This is a genomic window from Pseudidiomarina xizangensis (assembly GCF_052541995.1).
The window spans coordinates 904071-923436 of record NZ_JBOBQA010000001.1; the positions used below are offsets into that span (position 1 = coordinate 904071).

14 protein-coding genes and 1 tRNA gene are annotated in these 19366 nt (G+C 49.0%); 6 read left to right on the plus strand and 9 right to left on the minus strand.

Annotation, left to right across the window (positions count from 1 at the left end):
- Positions 1-98: 98 nt before the first annotated feature.
- Positions 99-2231, minus strand: coding sequence for a fatty acid oxidation complex subunit alpha FadJ (fadJ, locus tag ACQ5ES_RS04410; RefSeq protein ID WP_445014734.1), 2133 nt, complete (start codon positions 2229-2231; stop codon positions 99-101).
- Positions 2231-3541: an acetyl-CoA C-acyltransferase FadI gene (gene fadI, locus ACQ5ES_RS04415; protein WP_445014735.1), complete on the minus strand. Its 1311-nt coding sequence runs from the start codon at positions 3539-3541 to the stop codon at positions 2231-2233. The genes fadJ and fadI overlap by 1 nt, the downstream gene beginning before the upstream one ends.
- A gap of 159 nt (positions 3542-3700) precedes the next feature.
- On the opposite strand from fadI, the gene ACQ5ES_RS04420 reads away from it, so the two are divergent.
- From ACQ5ES_RS04420 to ACQ5ES_RS04445, 6 genes are read left to right on the plus strand one after another with little or no spacing between them, the layout of a single operon-like run.
- The gene (locus ACQ5ES_RS04420; RefSeq protein WP_445014736.1) at positions 3701-4657 is read left to right on the plus strand and encodes an AAA family ATPase; all 957 of its coding nucleotides are present in this window, start codon (positions 3701-3703) and stop codon (positions 4655-4657) included.
- Between the two features lie 3 nt (positions 4658-4660).
- Positions 4661-5617, plus strand: coding sequence for a DUF58 domain-containing protein (locus ACQ5ES_RS04425; protein ID WP_445014737.1), 957 nt, complete (start codon positions 4661-4663; stop codon positions 5615-5617).
- Positions 5614-6090, plus strand: a complete 477-nt coding sequence (locus ACQ5ES_RS04430) for a DUF4381 domain-containing protein (RefSeq protein WP_445014738.1) — start codon at positions 5614-5616, stop codon at positions 6088-6090. Before ACQ5ES_RS04425 ends, ACQ5ES_RS04430 begins: the two co-directional genes overlap by 4 nt.
- A complete protein-coding gene (locus tag ACQ5ES_RS04435; protein WP_445014739.1) occupies positions 6083-7081 on the plus strand; it encodes a vWA domain-containing protein in 999 nt (332 codons plus the stop codon). Before ACQ5ES_RS04430 ends, ACQ5ES_RS04435 begins: the two co-directional genes overlap by 8 nt.
- Positions 7071-8906 (plus strand): VWA domain-containing protein, encoded by a 1836-nt coding sequence (locus ACQ5ES_RS04440; RefSeq protein WP_445014740.1) that lies wholly within the window; start codon positions 7071-7073, stop codon positions 8904-8906. The genes ACQ5ES_RS04435 and ACQ5ES_RS04440 overlap by 11 nt, the downstream gene beginning before the upstream one ends.
- 53 nt (positions 8907-8959) lie before the next feature.
- Positions 8960-10726, plus strand: coding sequence for a BatD family protein (locus ACQ5ES_RS04445; RefSeq protein WP_445014741.1), 1767 nt, complete (start codon positions 8960-8962; stop codon positions 10724-10726).
- Between the two features lie 78 nt (positions 10727-10804).
- Here the strand turns inward: ACQ5ES_RS04445 and ppiD are convergent, their stop codons facing one another.
- From ppiD to tig, 7 genes are all read right to left on the minus strand, one after another.
- Positions 10805-12697 (minus strand): peptidylprolyl isomerase, encoded by a 1893-nt coding sequence (gene ppiD / locus ACQ5ES_RS04450; protein ID WP_445014742.1) that lies wholly within the window; start codon positions 12695-12697, stop codon positions 10805-10807.
- 110 nt (positions 12698-12807) lie between these two features.
- Positions 12808-12884: transfer RNA gene (locus tag ACQ5ES_RS04455), tRNA-Asp, on the minus strand.
- A 7-nt stretch (positions 12885-12891) separates the two neighbouring features.
- On the minus strand, positions 12892-13164 hold the full coding sequence (hupB, locus tag ACQ5ES_RS04460) for a nucleoid-associated protein HU-beta (RefSeq protein WP_034773817.1): 273 nt from the start codon (positions 13162-13164) through the stop codon (positions 12892-12894).
- A gap of 305 nt (positions 13165-13469) precedes the next feature.
- Complete coding sequence (gene lon / locus ACQ5ES_RS04465; protein WP_445014743.1) at positions 13470-15815, minus strand: endopeptidase La; 2346 nt, start codon at positions 15813-15815, stop codon at positions 13470-13472.
- A gap of 144 nt (positions 15816-15959) precedes the next feature.
- A complete protein-coding gene (gene clpX / locus ACQ5ES_RS04470; protein WP_445014744.1) occupies positions 15960-17240 on the minus strand; it encodes an ATP-dependent protease ATP-binding subunit ClpX in 1281 nt (426 codons plus the stop codon).
- A 1-nt stretch (position 17241) separates the two neighbouring features.
- A complete protein-coding gene (clpP, locus tag ACQ5ES_RS04475; protein WP_445014745.1) occupies positions 17242-17859 on the minus strand; it encodes an ATP-dependent Clp endopeptidase proteolytic subunit ClpP in 618 nt (205 codons plus the stop codon).
- 105 nt (positions 17860-17964) lie between these two features.
- Positions 17965-19266: a trigger factor gene (tig, locus tag ACQ5ES_RS04480; RefSeq protein WP_445014746.1), complete on the minus strand. Its 1302-nt coding sequence runs from the start codon at positions 19264-19266 to the stop codon at positions 17965-17967.
- Positions 19267-19366 lie beyond the last annotated feature (100 nt).

Here is a 19366-nt window from a genome sequence, read left to right on the forward strand (position 1 = left end):
TATCATACGCTTATGCGACACACACACAACGCAACTACCTCCTAAGTTAGAAGCCACTACCGATGCACTTTATCGTCATCAGCAGTGGTTACAACAACTTAATCCTGGTAAAACCTACGACCCTCGTCCGCCATTTCAATTAGTAACGGGGCAGGCTCATAGCGATCGCCATGCTGCTTCGCGTAGGCGCGCAACTGACCCACGACCTCGGCACAACCTAAACTGTCCATGTAACGAAACGGCCCGCCGCGAAATGGTGGGAAGCCAATCCCAAAAACAGCTCCAATATCACCGTCACGTGGACTTCGAATGATGCCTTCGGCTAAACAATACGCCGCTTCGTTGAGCATCAAAAATACTGTCCGTTGCGCCATTTCTGTAGCTGTAAGTTTTGCGTCGGGTTGGATACCAAGCAACGCATAAACACTGCTATCCACCTCTTTCCCCGATGATTTGCCACCATAAGCGTAGAAACCTTTTTGGTTTTTCTTACCTTTACGATCATCATCTAATAACTTCGAAAAGGCATCCGGTGCGCGGAAGCGATCACCTAATTCATTCGCCATAATAGGCGCAACTTTTGCGGCAACAGCAATCCCAACTTCGTCCATTAACTTCATCGGTCCAACCGGGAAGCCAAACTTGACCAGTGCTTTATCGACGCCCTCAATAGGCTCACCAGCCAACACTAAACGCGCAGCTTCGTTCATGTAAGGAGCCAAAATGCGGTTTACGTAAAAACCCGCGCCGTCTTTAACCACAATTGGCGTTTTACCCTGTTTCTTAGCCAATGAAACTGTGGTGGCAATGGTTTCCGCAGAGGTTTTCTTATGGGTAATGATTTCTGCCAGCGGCATTTTATCAACCGGTGAGAAGTAGTGTAAACCAATGACATTTTGCGGACGTTTGGCTTTGGCAGCAATTTGCGTTATCGGCAGACTCGAGGTGTTGGTTGCAAATATCACGTGCTCTGGCGCGACCGATTCAATATCTGCGACCATCTTCTGCTTAAGCTCAAGGTCTTCAAATACCGCCTCGATGACGAGGTCGACTCGTTCGAAACCACTGTAATCGAGCGATCCACTCAGCCGTAGCATCGATTTTTCCAACTCAGCACGACGGATATGCTTACGCTTCACTTTTTTGTTGAGAAGATCATAGCTGTACTTCAGCGCGTGCGTAATGCCCGGTTCAGCAATATCTTTAATCCGCGCCGGCAGCCCCGCTTTAATAGCTGTAACGTAGGCGATTCCACCCCCCATTAAACCGCCACCCAAAACACCTATGCGATTCAGTTGACCCGGTTGGGTATCACCGGCGCCGGTTTCTTTCTTCATCGCGGTCGTGGCGAAGAAGATACCACGTAATTGTTTTGATTCCGGCGTCATCGCCAATTCACCGAATTGCCGCGCTTCATAAGCTAACCCTTCGGAGCAACCGTGCTCAGCACCATAAGCGATAGTGTCGATAATCTTATCTAATGCCGGGTAGTTGCCTTTAGCTTTGCCTTGTGCCTGTTCGCGAGCCTTTTTAAAGATCACTCCACGTCCCCAGCCAGTACCTTCCAACGCTTTGTTAAGCAAATTGTGTTTCACTTTTTGCACTTTAGGTTTGCTGTTTAACGCTTTTTCGACTGCAGCATCAAGTAAAATACTAGCCGGAACAACTTCATCCACAAGACCTTTTTTCCTAGCTTGTTGTGGTCGCAACTCTTTCCCGGTCAGTATCATCGGCAGCGCTTGCTGAATGCCAATCAGGCGTGGTAAACGCTGCGTACCACCAGAACCTGGCAGCAAACCAAGCTTCACTTCAGGTAAACCAATAACGGTTTTATCAGCATCCGTGCAGATTCGATAATGACAGGCTAACGCTAGTTCGAGGCCACCGCCCAAACAGGCACCATCGATAGCCGCCACGACCGGCACCTTGAGTTGTTCGATACGATCAAACATCGCCTGGCCCTGACGCGCTAAACTCTCTGCGTCAGCAGCATTATCACAGTTATCAATCATGCTGATGTCGGCGCCGGCGACAAACGATCCAGGCTTGTCACTGATGACTACGATGCCTTTCAAGGTACTTAGTTGTTCGAGTTTACCCAAAACCTCGCTTACTTCATCGGCAAAACTCGCTTTGAGGGTGTTCATTGACTCGCCAGGTACGTCAATATGAATGACCGCGATACCATCGTCACGGGTTTCTAGGTTAAATGCGCGTTGCGTATCACTCATTAGTTACTCTCCAAAATCATTGCTGCACCTAAACCGCCAGCAGCACAAGCCGTGGTTAGCGCGGTTCCACCGCCGCGACGCTGCAGTTCACGCAAGGTTTGCGTGATCATACGGGCGCCCGTGGCGGCGAATGGATGTCCATAAGCTATTGAGCCACCAAGTACATTGAATTTATCCATGTCGATTTCGCCGATCGCTTGGTCACGACCTAGTTGCTCTTTGGCGAACGTCTTACTGGCAAACATTTTTATGTTAGCCAGAGTCTGCGCTGCGAATGCCTCATGCATATCAATGAGATCTAAGTCAGCCAATTTCATACCTGCGCGGTCAAGCGCGATGGGCGTCGCAAAAGATGGTCCCATCAGCATGTCTTGTTCTACGCCGATAGCACTGAACGCGTAACTCTTGATATAACCCAATACATCGTAACCGAGCGCTTTAGCTTTGCTTTCAGTCATTACCAACACCGCAGCCGCACCGTCGGTCAATGGCGTGCTGTTGGCGGCAGTAACTGAACCATGTTTACGATCAAACACAGGCTTTAATTTGGCATAGCCGTCCAATTTACTATCGCCACGAATGGTGTTGTCACGGCGCAAAAAGTCTTTATAGGGTTCAGCATAAGCCGTCATCACCTCATCATTAAGTTTTTCCGCCTCCCAGGCCTCATGCGCCAAGGAATGAGAGCGATGTGCCAGCGCATCTTGATCAGCACGACTGATGTCATGGCTTTTCGCCATTTGCTCTGCCGTTTGTCCCATCGTCAAGCCAGTGCTGTACTCGGCAATCGCCGGCGGCACTGGCGCTAGGTCTTTAAAGCTCAAACGTTTCAAGATCGCTAATTTTTGCCCCAAACTACGGGCCTTATTTAAATCGACCAGGGCGTGAGCCAGCTTACGTGATACACCTATGGGTAGCACCGATGATGAATCGGCACCGCCGGCGATGCCGACACTAATGTTACCCGCAACCATAGCTTCAACAATATTTACCGTAGACTGGAAGCTCGTGGCACAGGCACGCGACACACTGTAAGCATCAGTACTTACCGGTAGGCTGGTTCCCAAGACGATTTCGCGCGCAATGTTTGGGGCTGAAGGCATTTGCACTACTTGGCCAAAAACTAATTGTTCAACTTCTTTACCGTCCAAGCCATATCGGTTCAGCATTTCCTGCACGACCATCTTGCCCAAATCGAGTGCCGGAATACCATGAAAATAGCTTGCCTGTTTAGCAAACGGTGTACGCAATCCAGCAACCACTGCGATGCGGTCACCCTTTGCGGTTGTCAATTGCTGACGTGACGTCATGTTCAACTACCCCTGTTCAGTGAATTGGGTCATCACTTAGTCTGGTCTGACCTCATAAGTTATTACAAATTTTAGCGGGTTCATCCCAAGAATTAAACTCTTGTTTTCGGTACAGTGCATATTAGAGTATAGACACACGCTACCACTTTAGAGGTCGACATGGCTGCAGAACAGTTTCAAAGCCTGCGCAATTACCTGGATAGTCAGGTTTTAGGGCAACCAGAATTCACCGAAAGTTTGCTGATCGCGGTTCTAGCTGACGGTCATTTACTGGTCGAAGGTCCCCCTGGACTTGCCAAAACGCGTGCCGTGAACGCGCTAGCAAAAGGCATTGAGGGTGATTTCCACCGTATCCAGTTCACGCCAGATCTGTTACCTGCAGATCTCACCGGAACTGACATCTACCGGCCCGAGACGGGGGAGTTTGTCTTTCAACAGGGGCCGTTGTTTCATAATGTGATTCTGGCGGATGAGATTAATCGTGCCCCTGCAAAAGTTCAATCAGCTCTATTAGAGGCGATGGCGGAACGACAAATTACCGTTGGTCAAACGACCTATCCGCTACCCGGCTTATTTATGGTATTGGCAACCCAAAACCCACTCGAGCAAGAAGGGACTTATCCGCTCCCTGAAGCGCAATTAGACCGTTTCCTGATGCAGCTCAATTTGGATTACCCCGCTGCGGGTACCGAACTGGATATTTTGCGTTTGACCCGTGGTGAAGAATTACACGGTGAAGTAGCTATGCCAACACCACTTCGCCAAACTGAGATCTTTAATGCGCGTAAAGAAGTCCTGGAAATATTCATGGACGAAACCGTGGAAAATTATTTGGTTCAATTGGTCATCGCATCGCGTCAGCCCGCCCATTACAGTGAAGATCTCGTCCGCTGGCTCAGTTACGGTGCCAGCCCTCGCGCGACCATCGCCCTAGACCGTTGCGCACGAGCAAAAGCATGGTTAGCCGGACGCGATTTCGTTACCCCAGATGATATTCAGGCAGTTTTCCCGCAAGTGATGCGGCATCGTATTATTCTAAGTTATCAGGCCGAAGCCGATGGCATCACTGCTGACCAAACACTGCAAGTTATTTTACGAGAAGTGGCGACACCTTAGCCTATGACACATGTGCATGAATGGCTGCAACAGTGGCACAGCGACGGCATTCGCGTCGGCACTGCTGAGTTAATGTATTATCGCAGTAAAATCGGCGCCTTTGCCCGCCACCGTCGGTTACATCCGCCAAAGGCGCAGACCGGCGCCTTGCTAAGCAAAACGCGTGGCCGTGGCATGGAATTTGATGAAGTCCGTCATTATCAGGCCGGCGACGACGTGCGTGCAATCGACTGGCGCGTTACCGCTCGCACTGGCACACCGCATACCAAACTATTTCGGGAAGAACGCGAACGACCCATCATGTTCGTTGTCGATTTAACCACGAGCATGCATTTAGGCAGCCAGTTGCTATTAAAAAGTGTGCAGGCGTGTCACATTGCCGCAGCAATGGCTTGGTTAGCCGCGCAACGCGGTGATCGCGTAGGTGCCATAATTGGTCACCCAAGCCGGCATGTTGAGACTCGTCCACAAGGGCGGCAACAAGGTGTCTTACGGATTATTCACGGTTTGGTCGAGCTGCAAAACGAAGGGCTAAGTGCTTGGCAACAAGGTGAAACAACCACGACCCATGTACTCGACTTGCTGTTACGTCGGGCACAGCAAGTCGCCAAACCAGGTACCTTAATTCACATCATTAGTGATTTTTCGCAATTCAATGAGCAAACTACGATGCTGCTGCAGTCGCTACAACGGCATTGTTCGCTGCAAGTTATTCAGTGCACGGATCCACTTGAAGCTAGTCTGCCAGCGCAGCTAGAACAACAGGATATTGCCTTAACCGACGGCTCCAGTTCTTGGCATTTTGCCGCTGGTGATACCACCACACGAACCCACTATCGCGATAATGCCATGGCACATCAACAACAATTGATTCAACAGGTGCAGCAGCTTGGTTTGGAACTTTTCCAATTTAGTTCCGCCGACGCTATTGAAACCCAATGGCCGGAGGTTATGCGATGATCGATGCCACTCCAGCCAGCGCACAAATGCACGATATCTTGCTACCTCCAGCTGCGGGCTGGTGGCCCTTGGCCCCGGGTTGGTATGTGTTGGCCGCATTGGTTTTGACCAGTGTTAGTTTACTAATATGGCTATTGGTGCACAGTTACCGACGCCGTCGTGTACGTCGTGCAGCTGTTGCTGAGCTCCATCCACAACTGCCACTAAACACTACAACGTTAGTGTTGAAACGCGCCTGTTATGGCTACTTTCCACACCAAGAGGTAGCCTCTCTGACCGGCTCCGCCTGGCGCGACTTCCTACTCGAACAGTTGCGTTCAACGCAAGCTGCGCGCTTTGTCGACCTTTTAGTCGAAGTTGAACACGCGGCTTACCAGCAAACGACCAACGAACCTGAACAGCTACGCCAGCGCTATCATGATTTCGCTAAATTTTGGTTACGCCATGCATTACCTCGGAGGTCAAATGATTGAATTTGGTTGGCCATGGTTTGCCGTGGCGTGGATACTGGCTCCACTTCTGTGGTGGCTGCGTCGGCCGCAAGAGCGGCAGTTTTCCACCTTGCGCGTACCTCAATTAGCTGAGCACAGTAACCAACCTGAACCGTCGTCGCGACGTATTTGGCAAGGGTTACTCCACTTACTCGTCTGGAGCCTGCTGATTATTGCGCTATGCCGTCCGCAATGGCTGGGCGAACCGGTACAAATTCGAAGTGAAGCCAGAGAAATGGTACTTGCCGTCGATTTGTCTGGCAGTATGGAAATTGCTGACATGCGAATTAACGGCAATGAGGTAAATCGTTTAGACATGGTAAAACATGTGGTGAGTGATTTTGTTGTACGGCGTCAAGGCGACAAACTCGGCCTTATTTTGTTTGCCGACACCGCCTATGTGCAGTCGCCGATCACCTATGACTTGCGCAGCGTCGAGCAATTACTCGATGAAGCGCAGCTGCGTTTAATTGGCGAACGAACTGCCATTGGCGATGCTGTGGCCCTTGCAGTCAAGCGCTTTCGCGACAATGAACAAACCAATAAAATTCTGATTCTATTAACCGATGGGCAAAATACTGCAGGGAATGTCTCACCGAACCAGGCGCAGCAACTTGCCGCCTACTATGGGGTGAAAATCTACGCTATTGGGGTTGGTGCGGAAGAAGTCATTGTGGACAGTTTCTTTGGACAACGTAAGGTCAACCCCAGCCGTGATCTCGACGAAGGCATGTTACGCGGTCTGGCCGATGCAACGGGCGGCCAGTATTTTCGCGCCCGCAGCACCGAAGAACTCGAAGCTATTTATCAAACTCTTGATCAGTATGAGCCCGTCGCTGGTGATGAACAGCTACGTCGCCCGCAAACCGAACTGTTCTATTGGCCCGCAGGTCTGGCACTATTGTTACTATTTGGTTTTTGCCTGAGTAAGTTGCTATTGCAACAACAACGGAGGGTATCTGATGCCACTTGAGCAACTACTGGCCCAGTTCCATTTTCTCCGGCCCTGGTGGCTGCTCGGACTGTTACCTGTCCTTATCATTACCTGGCTGTTATGGCGCAGCGCTAAGACAACCAACGGTTGGCATAGCGTGATCGCGCCGCACCTGGCAGCACTTCTAATTACTGCAAAAGCACACCGACAACCTAACCGTCTACGTTGGAGTTTGCCTATGGCGTTGACGGCATTGGTTATTGCCGGTTCTGGACCGACCTGGGAACGAATTCCGCAGCCGGTTTATCAGCTTGATGCCGGACAAGTGCTGGTACTTGATATGTCACTGTCGATGCGCGCCACGGACGTCAGCCCTGATCGGCTTACGCAAATGCGGTATAAAGCCATGCAACTGGCGAGTGAACAGTTAGACGGCGAAACCGGACTCATTGCTTATGCCGGCGATGCATTTGTCATAAGTCCGTTAACCGCCGACGCGAGTAGTCTCGGGAACCTGATACGTGCTTTGAGTCCCGAAATTATGCCAGAACAAGGTAGTTACCCCCTCAGTGCCCTGCAACTGGCAGATCGATTGCTGCGTGAGGCCGGTTACACCCAAGGCGATATCTACTGGTTTACCGATGGCATTGATACCCGTGATCAACAGGAGCTCACGACCTTTGTTCGTAACCATCCGCACCGTCTTGCGGTACTTGCAGTAGGTACCGAGCAAGGCGCACCGATTCAACTGCAAGACGGCAAGCTGCTCCGTGACGGCGGTGGTGATGTTGTGCTACCTAAACTTACGCCAGCCCGACTTGAACGGCTGGCACAACTCAGTGGCGGACGTTTTGCCCAATTACGCCAGGATCAACAAGACATAGTCTACTTGAGTGGTATGGAGCCAATGACCCGTGATGGTAAAGAGCGTGACGATCAACAAGGTGATGCTTGGTACGACCTCGGCCCATGGTTAATGATCCTGGCGGTGCTTGCTTTGCTGCCGTTAGCTCGACGTGGTGTAGTCTTGGTAGCGTTCATCAGCGTGATTGGGGGCAGTCAACTGCTCATGATTGCGCCCGTTGTTGCGCAAGAAAATCGCAATACCAGCGGCCTTGCCTGGCAACAACAACTATGGCAAACCCCTTATCAGCAAACTGACCAAGCTTTACGCAATGAAAACTACCGACGCGCGGCGGAAATTGCTGAAAACCCCTGGCAACGCGGTACGGCTAATTATCGAGGGGGAAATTATGAACAAGCATTGGTTGATTTTTCACAAGTTAACAATGCTGCTGGTTACTACAATCAAGGTAACAGTTTGATGAAGCTTGAGCGCTTCGATGAGGCGGCAAATGCATACCGCGAGGCACTCGAACGCGATCCTGATTTAACCCAGGCGCGCGACAACCTTGAACTCGCGCAACAAGCCGCCGAACAACAACAGCAGCAGCAACAGCAACAGCAACAGCAACAGGGTGAAGGTGAAGGCCAGCAACAATCCGAACAACAGCAACAAGCCGGCGAAGGACAACAAAACGATAGTTCATCATCAGGTTCGGAACCAAGCCCGGAAAACTCACAGCAACAGCAACAAACCGAGAATGACGCCCAAACACCATCCGAACCACAACCCGATAGCGCCAGCGCAGAAGCACAGAAAGAGGAAGGTGAAACGCAGCAGCAACAACAGCAGCAAGCCGCTGCGCAGCAATTAAGTGACGAACAACGCCAGCAAATGGAGCAATGGTTGAACCGTATTGAGGACGACCCAGCTTATTTGTTAAAACGCAAAATGCTTGAAGAAGCGAACAAACGTCGCACCCACCAACGTCCGCCGCAAGGAGTTCAAAAACAGTGGTAGTTCATCGACCGAATCTCTTATCAACGCTCACAGCTGTGCTCTTGCTTGTCCTAATGACCTGGCAACCTGTTGGCTGGACACAAACGGCGACCACTCCGGAGGTGGCGATCAGTGTCGACAAAAATCCTATTGCAGCAAACGACACTTTTATTCTCACTTTAACCGTAAACAAGCTAGTAAATGATTCAGAGTGGCGCCCGCAAAATGTCTTGGCTGAGCTTCAGGTATTGGGCAGCTCAAGTAGTCGTAGCACGCAAATCATCAATGGTGCAACCTCAGAGCAAACCACTTTCAATACCATTATTCGGGCACCGGAAACCGCCGGCGACTATACCATTGGTCCGGTGGAGCTGCTTGGAGTCACCAGTAACAGCATTTCGCTATCGGTGTTGGCAGCAGCAGACAGTGAAAAATTACTCGATCAACGTAAAGCCTTCATGCGAGTCGAACTCAATCGCTCGCAAGTTTACGTACAGGAACAAGTTCAACTTACAGCTAAACTTTACCTCGCTGCTAATTTGCACAGCGGCAATATTATTCCCCCAAAACTAGAAGAAGCAGATATTCGTCAAGCCGGACGAGATAGTGAAACCACTGAAATAATCAATGGTCGAAAGTTTCAGGTATTTTTGCGCAATTTTGTTGTTATCCCGCAACGCTCTGGTGAGCAAGTTATTCGTGGTCCGCTCTTTCAGGGGCAAATCAACATCAATAGTAACCGCACGTTATTTCCATCGTTTTCGTCAACCGAGTCGATTACCACCGCCGCAGAAGACTTGGCGCTAAATGTTTTACCTATTCCAGCTGACTGGCCAGAACAAAGTGAATGGTTACCCGCAGAAATCGTAACCTTATCGGTGAGTGTTGGTAGTGAAGGCGGCGATCAGGAAGCGGGTTCAGCCGAGCAATTTAGCCAGGGCGAGCCGATAAATCTAACTTATCGCCTCACCGCAGTTGGTCCCCTTCCCGACCAACTGCCACGGTTAGATAAATTAGTCTCAGCTTTGACTATTGCGGACGCCAGCGTTTACCCGGAAGCTCCCGAATCGGCTGTCAATCAACGCAACGGAAAAATGGTCTCGCAACAAACGGTGCGCGTGGCGGTGATTCCTCATCAATCTGGCGAGCTGGTAATTCCCGAGTTACCAGTAACTTGGTTCAACACAAAGTTACGTGAGCGCAACACCGCAACCGCTCCCGCGCAACGCTTTAGCATCATCGCTTCGAATACCAGTCAAACAACACCGCTGGAGCTACCTCAGTCAACTGCTGCACAACGCCAAACAAAATCAGCCACAACCGTAGATACCATACCGGGTGAAACTGCTGAACAAGCAGTTTCACCAATGGCAGAATTCATTACACGACTACAGTTCTGGCAAATTCTGACCGTTGTGTTTGCCGCGCTGTGGTTAATGACATTAATTTGGGCCTTCTGGCAGCGCCAAAGAATGCCTGTGCAGCCAGGTACAGCCACTTCAGGCGATGATGCACCCCAGCACGAGTTGCGTGCCATTAAACACGCGTGCATGCGTGATGATGCGACAGCAGTAGAACTTCTGCTTAAGCGCTGGTCTAAACACCATCTCGGCATTGCCAGTTCACAACTCACCAGCGTTGCCGACTATTTTGGTCATGCACCGCTGCGCGGCCAGCTCGAGCATTTACAGCGTTGTCGCTTTGCTGCCGGGGATTGTAACTGGCATGAAGGAAAAGCGCTGTGGCGGTCGTTACAGGGGGCTCTGAAGGCTGCCGAGCAGCAAACTAAAGGCGCAAAGCATAGCTCCGCCTTACCTGCACTCTATCCCAACACTAAATAAATTACTGCCAAAAAAAAACGCACACTCTTTGGAGTGTGCGTTTTTCGTTTACTGCCTACTCTTTACCAACTCTTGATTTCAACTTTCAACCTTATTAGAGCCAAGCAGAATTTCTATTTCTGCGTCAGTACGTAACGCCTCAATAACTGCCTGATAAATCTGCTGCATGTAGCTATTCTTCAATTGCTCTTGCAACTGTGTCGTGCGAGCAGGGTCAACTCTTCCTTCCGCAACCCCGGTCAGTACAACAACCGCAACGTTACCGCTGCCGGTCGTAGTGCTAGCTACGCTGACATTACCCTCCGCTGGTGCCGCCATATCAAATAAACTCTGCACAACGGCGCGTGGATAACCTGTAGTTTGGCGAGTAATATCGTTTAACTCAGTAAACGCTACTGAGTTAACCGCTTCACCGGCGCGGACTTCTGCAAGTAATGTATCAGCAGTCTGTAATGCAAGTTCCTGAGCCTGTTCACGGCGGACGTTTTCAACCACCTGCTGACGAACTTCACTCAACTGCTGCGTTGTTGCACTTTTATGATCAACCACGCGGACTACCACAGACTCAGTATCGCTGATTTCGATCAATTCGCTATTCAGGCGTTCATCGATAAGCTCATTGCTAAATACTTTAGCAAGTACTGCAGGTGAGTTCATTACCGCCGGGGCATTTTCACGACTAAACCAATCGGTTTGTTGTGCGGTAATAGCAAGCTCTTCGGCTACCGGAGCAAAGGTATCAGGAACTTCGAACGTCAGCTCGGTGACATCCTGTTGCAGCTCGTAATAACGCTGCTTAACCCGCTCATCACGTAGATTTGCAACGATTTCATCCCGAACTTCGGCAAGTGGTGTCACTGAACCAGGGCGTTTATCAGTAAGTTTGATGATGTGGTAACCGAAACTGGTCTCCACCACGCCAGTGACCGCACCAATCTCTTCTAAGGCGAACGCAGCCTCTTCAAAATCAGCATCCATGGTACCTGGTTCGATCCAGTCCAAATCACCGCCTTGTTCACCAGAAAAAATATCATCTGAACTTTGTGTCGCCAGGGTAGCGAAGTCCGCACCGTTTTCTAACTCTGCCAGCAAGGCTTGCGCTTCGGCTTCTGCCGCTGCTCTGTCATCGCCTGGCTCGATCAGAATATGTGAGAAGCGGTACTGCGGTGCTCGCGAATAACGGCTTTGATTTCCTTCGTAATAGGCTTGTACATCTTCATCGCTGACCAAAACCTGCTCAGCAACAGTGCCAGCATCAATAAGCACATACGTAACCTTTACTTGTTCTGGGATCGCAAAACGTTCGATATTTTGGTTGTACCAGCTTTCTACCGCCGCGTCAGTGACTTCAACTTGGTCAAGATAATCAGCCGTGGTAATTTCTGCGAAGCGGCCGCTACGTAATTGGCCAAGTAAACGCTGGGTTGCATCAACCTCACTAGGTAATACGAATTCGCTGTCGACCAAACCTTGTACCAACTGCTGCGTCACCAAATCGCGGCGAATAAGCGCAGCGAAACCATCAGGCGTATAGCCAAGGCTTCGCAATGTGGTTTGATAGAGGTCATTGTCAAACTGGCCTGCTACTTTAAAACTGGAAATATCACGAATCGCAGCCTTAACTTGCGCGGCTGATGCGCGCAACCCTTGGGCTTTCGCTGCTTGCTCTAATAACTTTTGATTGACCAGGTCGTTGACGACGCGCGCACGAAGATTCTCCGTGTAGCGTGGATCCCTTGCGAGCTGATCATAAAAATCGCCAAGTTGTTGCTGTTGACGTGCACGCTCATTTTCTACTGCACGGTCAAACTCAGCCTGGGTTACCTGTTCTCCGTTAACGAGCGCAACTGCCGGCTCAGGAGTATTTGAGATATACCCTCCGATCCCCGCGAGTGCAAACGTCAGCGCAATAACCACGAGTATGGCTTTAACTAGAAAGCTCTGTGACCCTTCACGAATCCTGTCCAACATAATTCTATTAACCTCAAAAAGTGTTCCATTTTTCCCCGCGCATTATTCTATCCCATAACGCGGAAAAAAAATAACCCGAAGACATGCTCCGGGTTACTTTCTCTATTCGCTGGCGGAACGGACGGGATTCGAACCCGCGACCCCCGGCGTGACAGGCCGGTATTCTAACCAGCTGAACTACCGCTCCGCAGTAATTAGTTTACTGAATCTTTCAACGCTTTACCGGCTTTGAAAGAAGGTACTTTCGCTGCAGCGATTTGGATAGTTTGGCCAGTTTGCGGATTACGGCCAGTGCGAGCTGAACGCTCACGTACACTGAAAGTACCAAAGCCTACCAATGCAACTTGCTCACCCTTTTTCAAAGCATCAGTTACTGCTTCAATGAAAGAGTCCAGAGCACGTCCAGCGGCAGCTTTAGAAATTTCTGCTCCCTCTGCAATTTTATCAACTAACTGAGACTTGTTCACAGTATCATCCCCTTAGATTGTTATTATCAGATTTTGCGTGGTTCCATTTGCAATTCCAATGGGCCAGCGAAGGTTATAACAAGCTTGAACAATTCGTTCAAGCAACTCAACAGGTCCCCGACTACAATTACGTATCCCTGTCGTTCAAGTGGTATATCAGATCTTTGTTTAGGTTATGTCTGACCAATCACTTTGACTCTAGGCTACCACAAGAATTTCGATTGAGAACCCTTTTTCACAATTTTTTTAACGAAAGAATGCGGCCTGTAGCGATGTTAGGTGCTTGGAGGCCGCATTTTCACGTTTTATTCGGCGTTTTTGTCATCTGGTTGACGCTCAAGCGCCACCTGTAAAACTTCATCGATCCACTGTACCGGTTGAATGATTAAGTCGCCTTTGACATTGTCGCTGATTTCCTCAAGGTCACGTTCGTTGTCTTTGGGAATCAACACATGTTTAATACCGCCGCGATGTGCCGCTAGTAGCTTTTCCTTCAAGCCGCCGATCGGTAACACTTCACCGCGTAGGGTAATTTCACCGGTCATCGCCACTTCAGCGCGGACTGGTATTTTGGTAAGCGAAGACACTAATGCAACGGCCATGGCAGTACCAGCGCTCGGCCCATCTTTAGGCGTCGCACCCTCCGGCACATGTACATGGATATCGCGTTTTTCATGAAAGTTGTCGGCGATACCCAGCATGTCCGCGCGGCTTCTAACCACGGTTAATGCTGTTTGAATCGATTCCTGCATGACGTCACCTAATGAGCCCGTCGAGGTAATCTTACCCTTACCAGCAACATTGGTAGCCTCAATGGTAAGTAAATCACCACCAACTTCGGTCCAGGCCAAGCCTGTCACCTGACCAATTTGATTTTTTTCTTCTGCTTTACCGTAATCGAAGCGTTGTACGCCGAGAAACTCGTTTAAATTATCTGCGTTAATTTCAACTTTCTTGATGCGTTTATCCAACACAATCTTTTTGACCGCTTTACGACAAAGTCGTGAAATTTCACGCTCGAGGTTACGCACCCCTGCTTCACGGGTGTAATAACGGATAATCCCAGTAATCGCATCGTCTTTGATGGTTAGTTCTTTTTCTTTCAAACCATTACGCTCAAGCTGTTTGGTCAATAAATGACGCTTAGCGATGTTAAGCTTTTCATCTTCGGTGTAGCCGGAAAGCCGGATAACTTCCATCCGATCCAACAATGGTGCTGGAATATTCATACTGTTTGAAGTGGCAACGAACATCACATCCGATAAGTCATAATCGACTTCCAGGTAGTGATCGTTGAAGTTAATGTTTTGCTCGGGGTCCAACACTTCTAGTAGCGCGGACGCCGGGTCACCACGCATATCGGCTGCCATCTTGTCGATTTCATCAAGCAAAAACAGAGGATTTCGCACCCCTACTTTAGCCATTTTCTGAATCAACTTACCAGGCATTGAGCCAATATACGTGCGCCGGTGACCGCGAATTTCTGCCTCATCACGAACGCCGCCCAGCGCCATACGGATGTATTTACGCCCAGTAGCTTTAGCTATCGATTGTCCTAGCGAGGTTTTACCTACGCCAGGAGGCCCGACCAAGCAAAGGATTGCGCCACGAACTTTATTGGTACGTTGTTGTACCGCTAAATATTCAAGAATGCGTTCTTTAACTTTCTCTAAACCATAATGATCGGCATCCAGGATTTTCTCCGCGTGGGCCAAATCTTTTTTGATCCGTGAGCGTTTTTTCCAAGGCACCGAAACCATCCAATCAATATAGCCGCGCACAACAGTAGCTTCAGCTGACATCGGTGACATCATCTTCAGTTTTTGCAGTTCTGCGCGAGTTTTGATCTCAGCTTCTTCTGGCATCTTCGCGTCTTGGATTTTTTTCTCCAGCGCTTCGAATTCGTCCGGGCCGTCTTCCATTTCACCCAGTTCTTTTTGAATGGCTTTCATCTGTTCATTCAAATAGTATTCGCGCTGACTTTTTTCCATTTGCTTTTTCACCCGCGTACGGATGCGCTTCTCAACCTGCAGCAAATCGATCTCGCCTTCCATCAGCGCCATCAAGAACTCGAGTCGCTCACGTACTTCGGTAATCTCTAGTACTTTCTGTTTATCATTCAGTTTCAACGGCATGTGCGCCGCCATAGTATCGGCTAAACGATCAGATTCTTCGATCCCTGACAATGAGGTCAAAACCTCAGGTGGAATTTTTTTGTTCAGTTTCACGTAGCCTTCGAACTGATTCACCGCTGACCGGATCATCACCTCTTCCTCTTTCTCCGGCATCGCCTCCGAATCAAGGTAGTGAACTTTAGCTCTAAAAAAGTCTTCGTGAGCTTCAAAAGCGTCAATTTCTGCCCGTTGTGCGCCTTCGACTAAAACCTTAACGGTGCCGTCGGGCAATTTAAGCAATTGCAGAATATTCGCTACAGTGCCAATGCTATGAATGTCTTTTTCTTCGGGCTCATCGATTGCGGCATCTTTTTGCGCTGACAGGAAAATTTGTTTGTTATTATCCATTGCTGCTTCCAGACAACGGATCGATTTCTCGCGTCCCACAAATAGTGGGATGACCATATGCGGGTACACCACTACATCACGCAGTGGTAAAACAGGAATACTCAGGTGTTCAACCCGTTCTTCGCTCATATATGTCTCCAGATTCTTTGACGTCATGTCAGATGTAGTTATCTTACTCTCTAATATGAGGCCATGCAGATAAAGTTCAATGATTTGCACAAAAAAAGGGCCAAAGTGGCCCTTTTTGCACAAATATCAAACTAAATGGGTAAGTTATTCACCAGAAGCCTGTCGTTCTTGTTCCTGATTTTCATAGATCATAATGGGCTTCGACTCGCCGGTAATCACCGATTCGTCAATCACCACTTTAGCTACGTTATCTGTCGATGGTAACTCGTACATGGTATCCAGCAACACACCTTCAACGATTGAACGCAAGCCCCGGGCCCCCGTTTTACGGGTCATAGCTTTACGGGCTATGGCGCGTAACGCGTCATCTCGAAACTCCAGCTCTACATCTTCCATGTCAAATAACGCCGCATACTGCTTAGTCAGCGCATTCTTAGGTTCTTGTAAAATCTGAACCAAAGCATCTTCATCAAGTTCTTCCAGTGTCGCTAACACTGGCAAACGGCCAATAAATTCCGGAATTAAACCGTACTTAACCAAGTCTTCAGGTTCCACTTGCTTGATTAAGTTAGCCATCATTTCAGCAGCTTTGGATTTCACTTGAGCGCCGAAACCAATACCTGTACCTATGCTTACCCGTTGCTCGATAACTTTATCGAGACCGGAAAAAGCACCACCACAAATAAATAGAATCTTAGAGGTATCTACCTGCACAAATTCCTGCTGCGGATGCTTACGACCACCTTGCGGTGGCACTGCCGCCACAGTTCCTTCGATCAGCTTCAACAGCGCTTGTTGCACACCTTCACCTGAAACATCGCGCGTAATTGACGGATTGTCCGACTTACGTGAGATCTTATCGATTTCATCGATGTAGACAATGCCGCGCTGCGCTTTTTCAGCGTCGTAATCACATTTTTGCAGTAATTTCTGAATGATATTCTCGACATCTTCACCCACATAACCGGCTTCGGTCAGAGTGGTAGCATCGGCCATGGTAAATGGCACATCCAGAAAACGTGCAAGAGTCTCAGCCAGGTAGGTTTTACCTGAACCCGTTGGACCAATCAGCAAGATGTTACTCTTACCTAGTTCAATGTCGTCTTTGTTACCTTTACCAGAGCTCTGTAAGCGTTTGTAGTGGTTATACACCGCTACCGCTAATACCCGTTTTGCAAATTCCTGACCTATGACGTAAGCATCCAGGTGGTCACGAATTTCTTTTGGCGTCGGTAAACGATCAGAACTTTCTTGCGGTGCAATATTTTGGATTTCTTCCTCCAAAATATCATTACACAGCTCGACACACTCATCACAAATAAAAACTGAGGGTCCAGCAATAAGTTTGCGAACCTCGTGCTGACTTTTCCCGCAAAAGGTACAAAACAATGGCTGGTCGCCATTACCTTCGGTTTTATCAGTCATGCTACTCTCCAGCTCGTTGGGTGAGTACCTTATCGACAACGCCGTAGTTTACAGCTTCTTCCGCCGACATGAAGTAATCACGATCAGTATCTTTCGCGATTTGCTCGTAGTCGCGACCGGTATTGTCCGCTAACATGCGGTTCATCCGTTCTTTAATATCCAAAATTTGGCGAGCATGGATTTCAAAGTCAGATGCCTGTCCCTGAAAACCACCTAGCGGTTGATGAATCATCACCCGCGAATTAGGTAAACAATAACGCTTACCTTGCGCGCCACCCGCCAACAAGAACGCGCCCATGCTAGCCGCCTGGCCCATACATACAGTGCTAACGTCAGGCTTGATAAAGCGCATGGTGTCATAGATCGCCATGCCTGCGGTGACCGCGCCACCAGGCGAGTTAATGTATAAAAAGATATCTTTATCCGGACTCTCTGATTCTAGAAACAGTAGCTGCGCTACAATCAGATTTGCCATTTGGTCTTCCACCTGACCACACAAAAAAATCACGCGTTCTTTTAATAAGCGTGAAAAAATATCGTATGAACGCTCACCTTTCGCGGTTTGTTCAACCACCATAGGGACTAATTGCGCGAGAGGGTCGTGCCCAAGTTCCGACATAGAAAACTACTCCTGCAAATAAAAATGGCTCGTATAAGACTATACGAGCCATTAAACCAAGTTGCGAGTGACTCCGTCAACGCCTAGCGTTCGGAATCAGCAAACTTACTTCTGTTTTGGGTTCATCAACTCATCAAAGCTAGCTTTCTTCGCCGATACTTTTGCCTGCCCGATAATGAAGTCAACTGCCTGCTCTTCGAGCGCAACATTACGTACTTGTTGCAGCAATTCTTCATTACCTTTGTAGTAGGCAACAACCTCTTCCGGGTCTTCATAAGCAGAAGCATTGTTGGCAATGATCTGGTCGACTTTTGCATCATCAACTTTGATGTCGTTGCTACGAATGACTTCGCCCAATAATAAACCGACTTTAACGCGTTCTTTGGCTTGCTCTTCGAACAAGTTGGCCGGCAATTCAGGCATTTGTGCCTGATTGTCGCCGAACCGCTGCATCGCCTGACGACGCAGACCATCGATTTCTTGTTTTACCATCGCACTTGGCAAGTCAACATCGTTGTTGTCGACCAAACCTTTAAGCACTTGCTCTTTCACCTTGCTTTGCACGGTGTTTTTCAGTTCGCGTTCCATATTTTTACGAACTTCAGCTTTCAATGCCTCTACGCCACCATCGGTAACACCGAACGTGGCTACGAATTCGTCGTTGAGTTCCGGTAATACCTGCTCTTCGACTTTCTTCGCGACGATATCAAATTCAGCTTTCTTACCCTTCAGATTTTCTGCGTGATAATCTTCTGGGAAAGTCACTTCGATCGTTTTCTCTTCACCGGTTTTCATGCCGATGATGTCGTCTTCAAAACCTGGGATCATACGACCTTCGCCAAGTTCTAAAGCGAAGTCTTCTGCTTTTCCACCATCAAACTCTTCACCGTCGATACGACCAGTGAAGTCGATAGTGATGCGCTCACCTTTCTTCGACTTACGCTTCACTTCTTTCCATGAGGCGTGTTGCTTGCGCAAGGTTTCCAGCATGCCGTCGACATCTTTGTCAGTCACGGTGACGTCGGGTTGCTCGACTTTGATTTTATCTAAGCCTTGTACCGCCACTTCTGGGTAAACCTCAAACGTTGCAACAAATTCAAGATCTTTGCCTGCTTCGTTTACTTTTGGTTCGATTGAAGGAGGACCTGCAGGGTTGATTTTTTCCTGCATAATCGCTTCAAAATATTTGCTCTGCATCAGTTCCTGAGCAGCGCGCGCACGAGCTTCGGTGCCGAACAGCTTTTGCAATACATTAGGTGGTACCTTCCCTTGACGGAAGCCGTTAATACGGCGATTACGGTACTCGCTTTTCAAAAACTCTTTGACTTTCTCGTCGATGGTTGCCGCTGGCACAGTAATGGTGGCGCGGCGTTCTAATCCTTGGGTTGTCTCTACAGAAACCTGCATTGCTTTCTTACCTCGGCTTCACTATTGGCCTTGAGCCCACCAACTAGTGGCGCTCTTGAAAATGACGCAACATTATAGCGAAGGCGGCTCCTCGAGTCGA

What these genes read in the sequence shown, in the direction of transcription:
- fadJ (WP_445014734.1), bottom strand. Translation starts at nt 2,231, where the DNA reads ATGAGTGATACGCAACGCGCATTTAACCTAGAAACCCGTGACGATGGT.
- fadI (WP_445014735.1), bottom strand. Translation starts at nt 3,541, where the DNA reads ATGACGTCACGTCAGCAATTGACAACCGCAAAGGGTGACCGCATCGCA.
- ACQ5ES_RS04420 (WP_445014736.1), top strand. Translation starts at nt 3,701, where the DNA reads ATGGCTGCAGAACAGTTTCAAAGCCTGCGCAATTACCTGGATAGTCAG.
- ACQ5ES_RS04425 (WP_445014737.1), top strand. Translation starts at nt 4,661, where the DNA reads ATGACACATGTGCATGAATGGCTGCAACAGTGGCACAGCGACGGCATT.
- ACQ5ES_RS04430 (WP_445014738.1), top strand. Translation starts at nt 5,614, where the DNA reads ATGATCGATGCCACTCCAGCCAGCGCACAAATGCACGATATCTTGCTA.
- ACQ5ES_RS04435 (WP_445014739.1), top strand. Translation starts at nt 6,083, where the DNA reads ATGATTGAATTTGGTTGGCCATGGTTTGCCGTGGCGTGGATACTGGCT.
- ACQ5ES_RS04440 (WP_445014740.1), top strand. Translation starts at nt 7,071, where the DNA reads ATGCCACTTGAGCAACTACTGGCCCAGTTCCATTTTCTCCGGCCCTGG.
- ACQ5ES_RS04445 (WP_445014741.1), top strand. Translation starts at nt 8,960, where the DNA reads ATGACCTGGCAACCTGTTGGCTGGACACAAACGGCGACCACTCCGGAG.
- ppiD (WP_445014742.1), bottom strand. Translation starts at nt 12,697, where the DNA reads ATGTTGGACAGGATTCGTGAAGGGTCACAGAGCTTTCTAGTTAAAGCC.
- lon (WP_445014743.1), bottom strand. Translation starts at nt 15,815, where the DNA reads ATGAGCGAAGAACGGGTTGAACACCTGAGTATTCCTGTTTTACCACTG.
- clpX (WP_445014744.1), bottom strand. Translation starts at nt 17,240, where the DNA reads ATGACTGATAAAACCGAAGGTAATGGCGACCAGCCATTGTTTTGTACC.
- clpP (WP_445014745.1), bottom strand. Translation starts at nt 17,859, where the DNA reads ATGTCGGAACTTGGGCACGACCCTCTCGCGCAATTAGTCCCTATGGTG.
- tig (WP_445014746.1), bottom strand. Translation starts at nt 19,266, where the DNA reads ATGCAGGTTTCTGTAGAGACAACCCAAGGATTAGAACGCCGCGCCACC.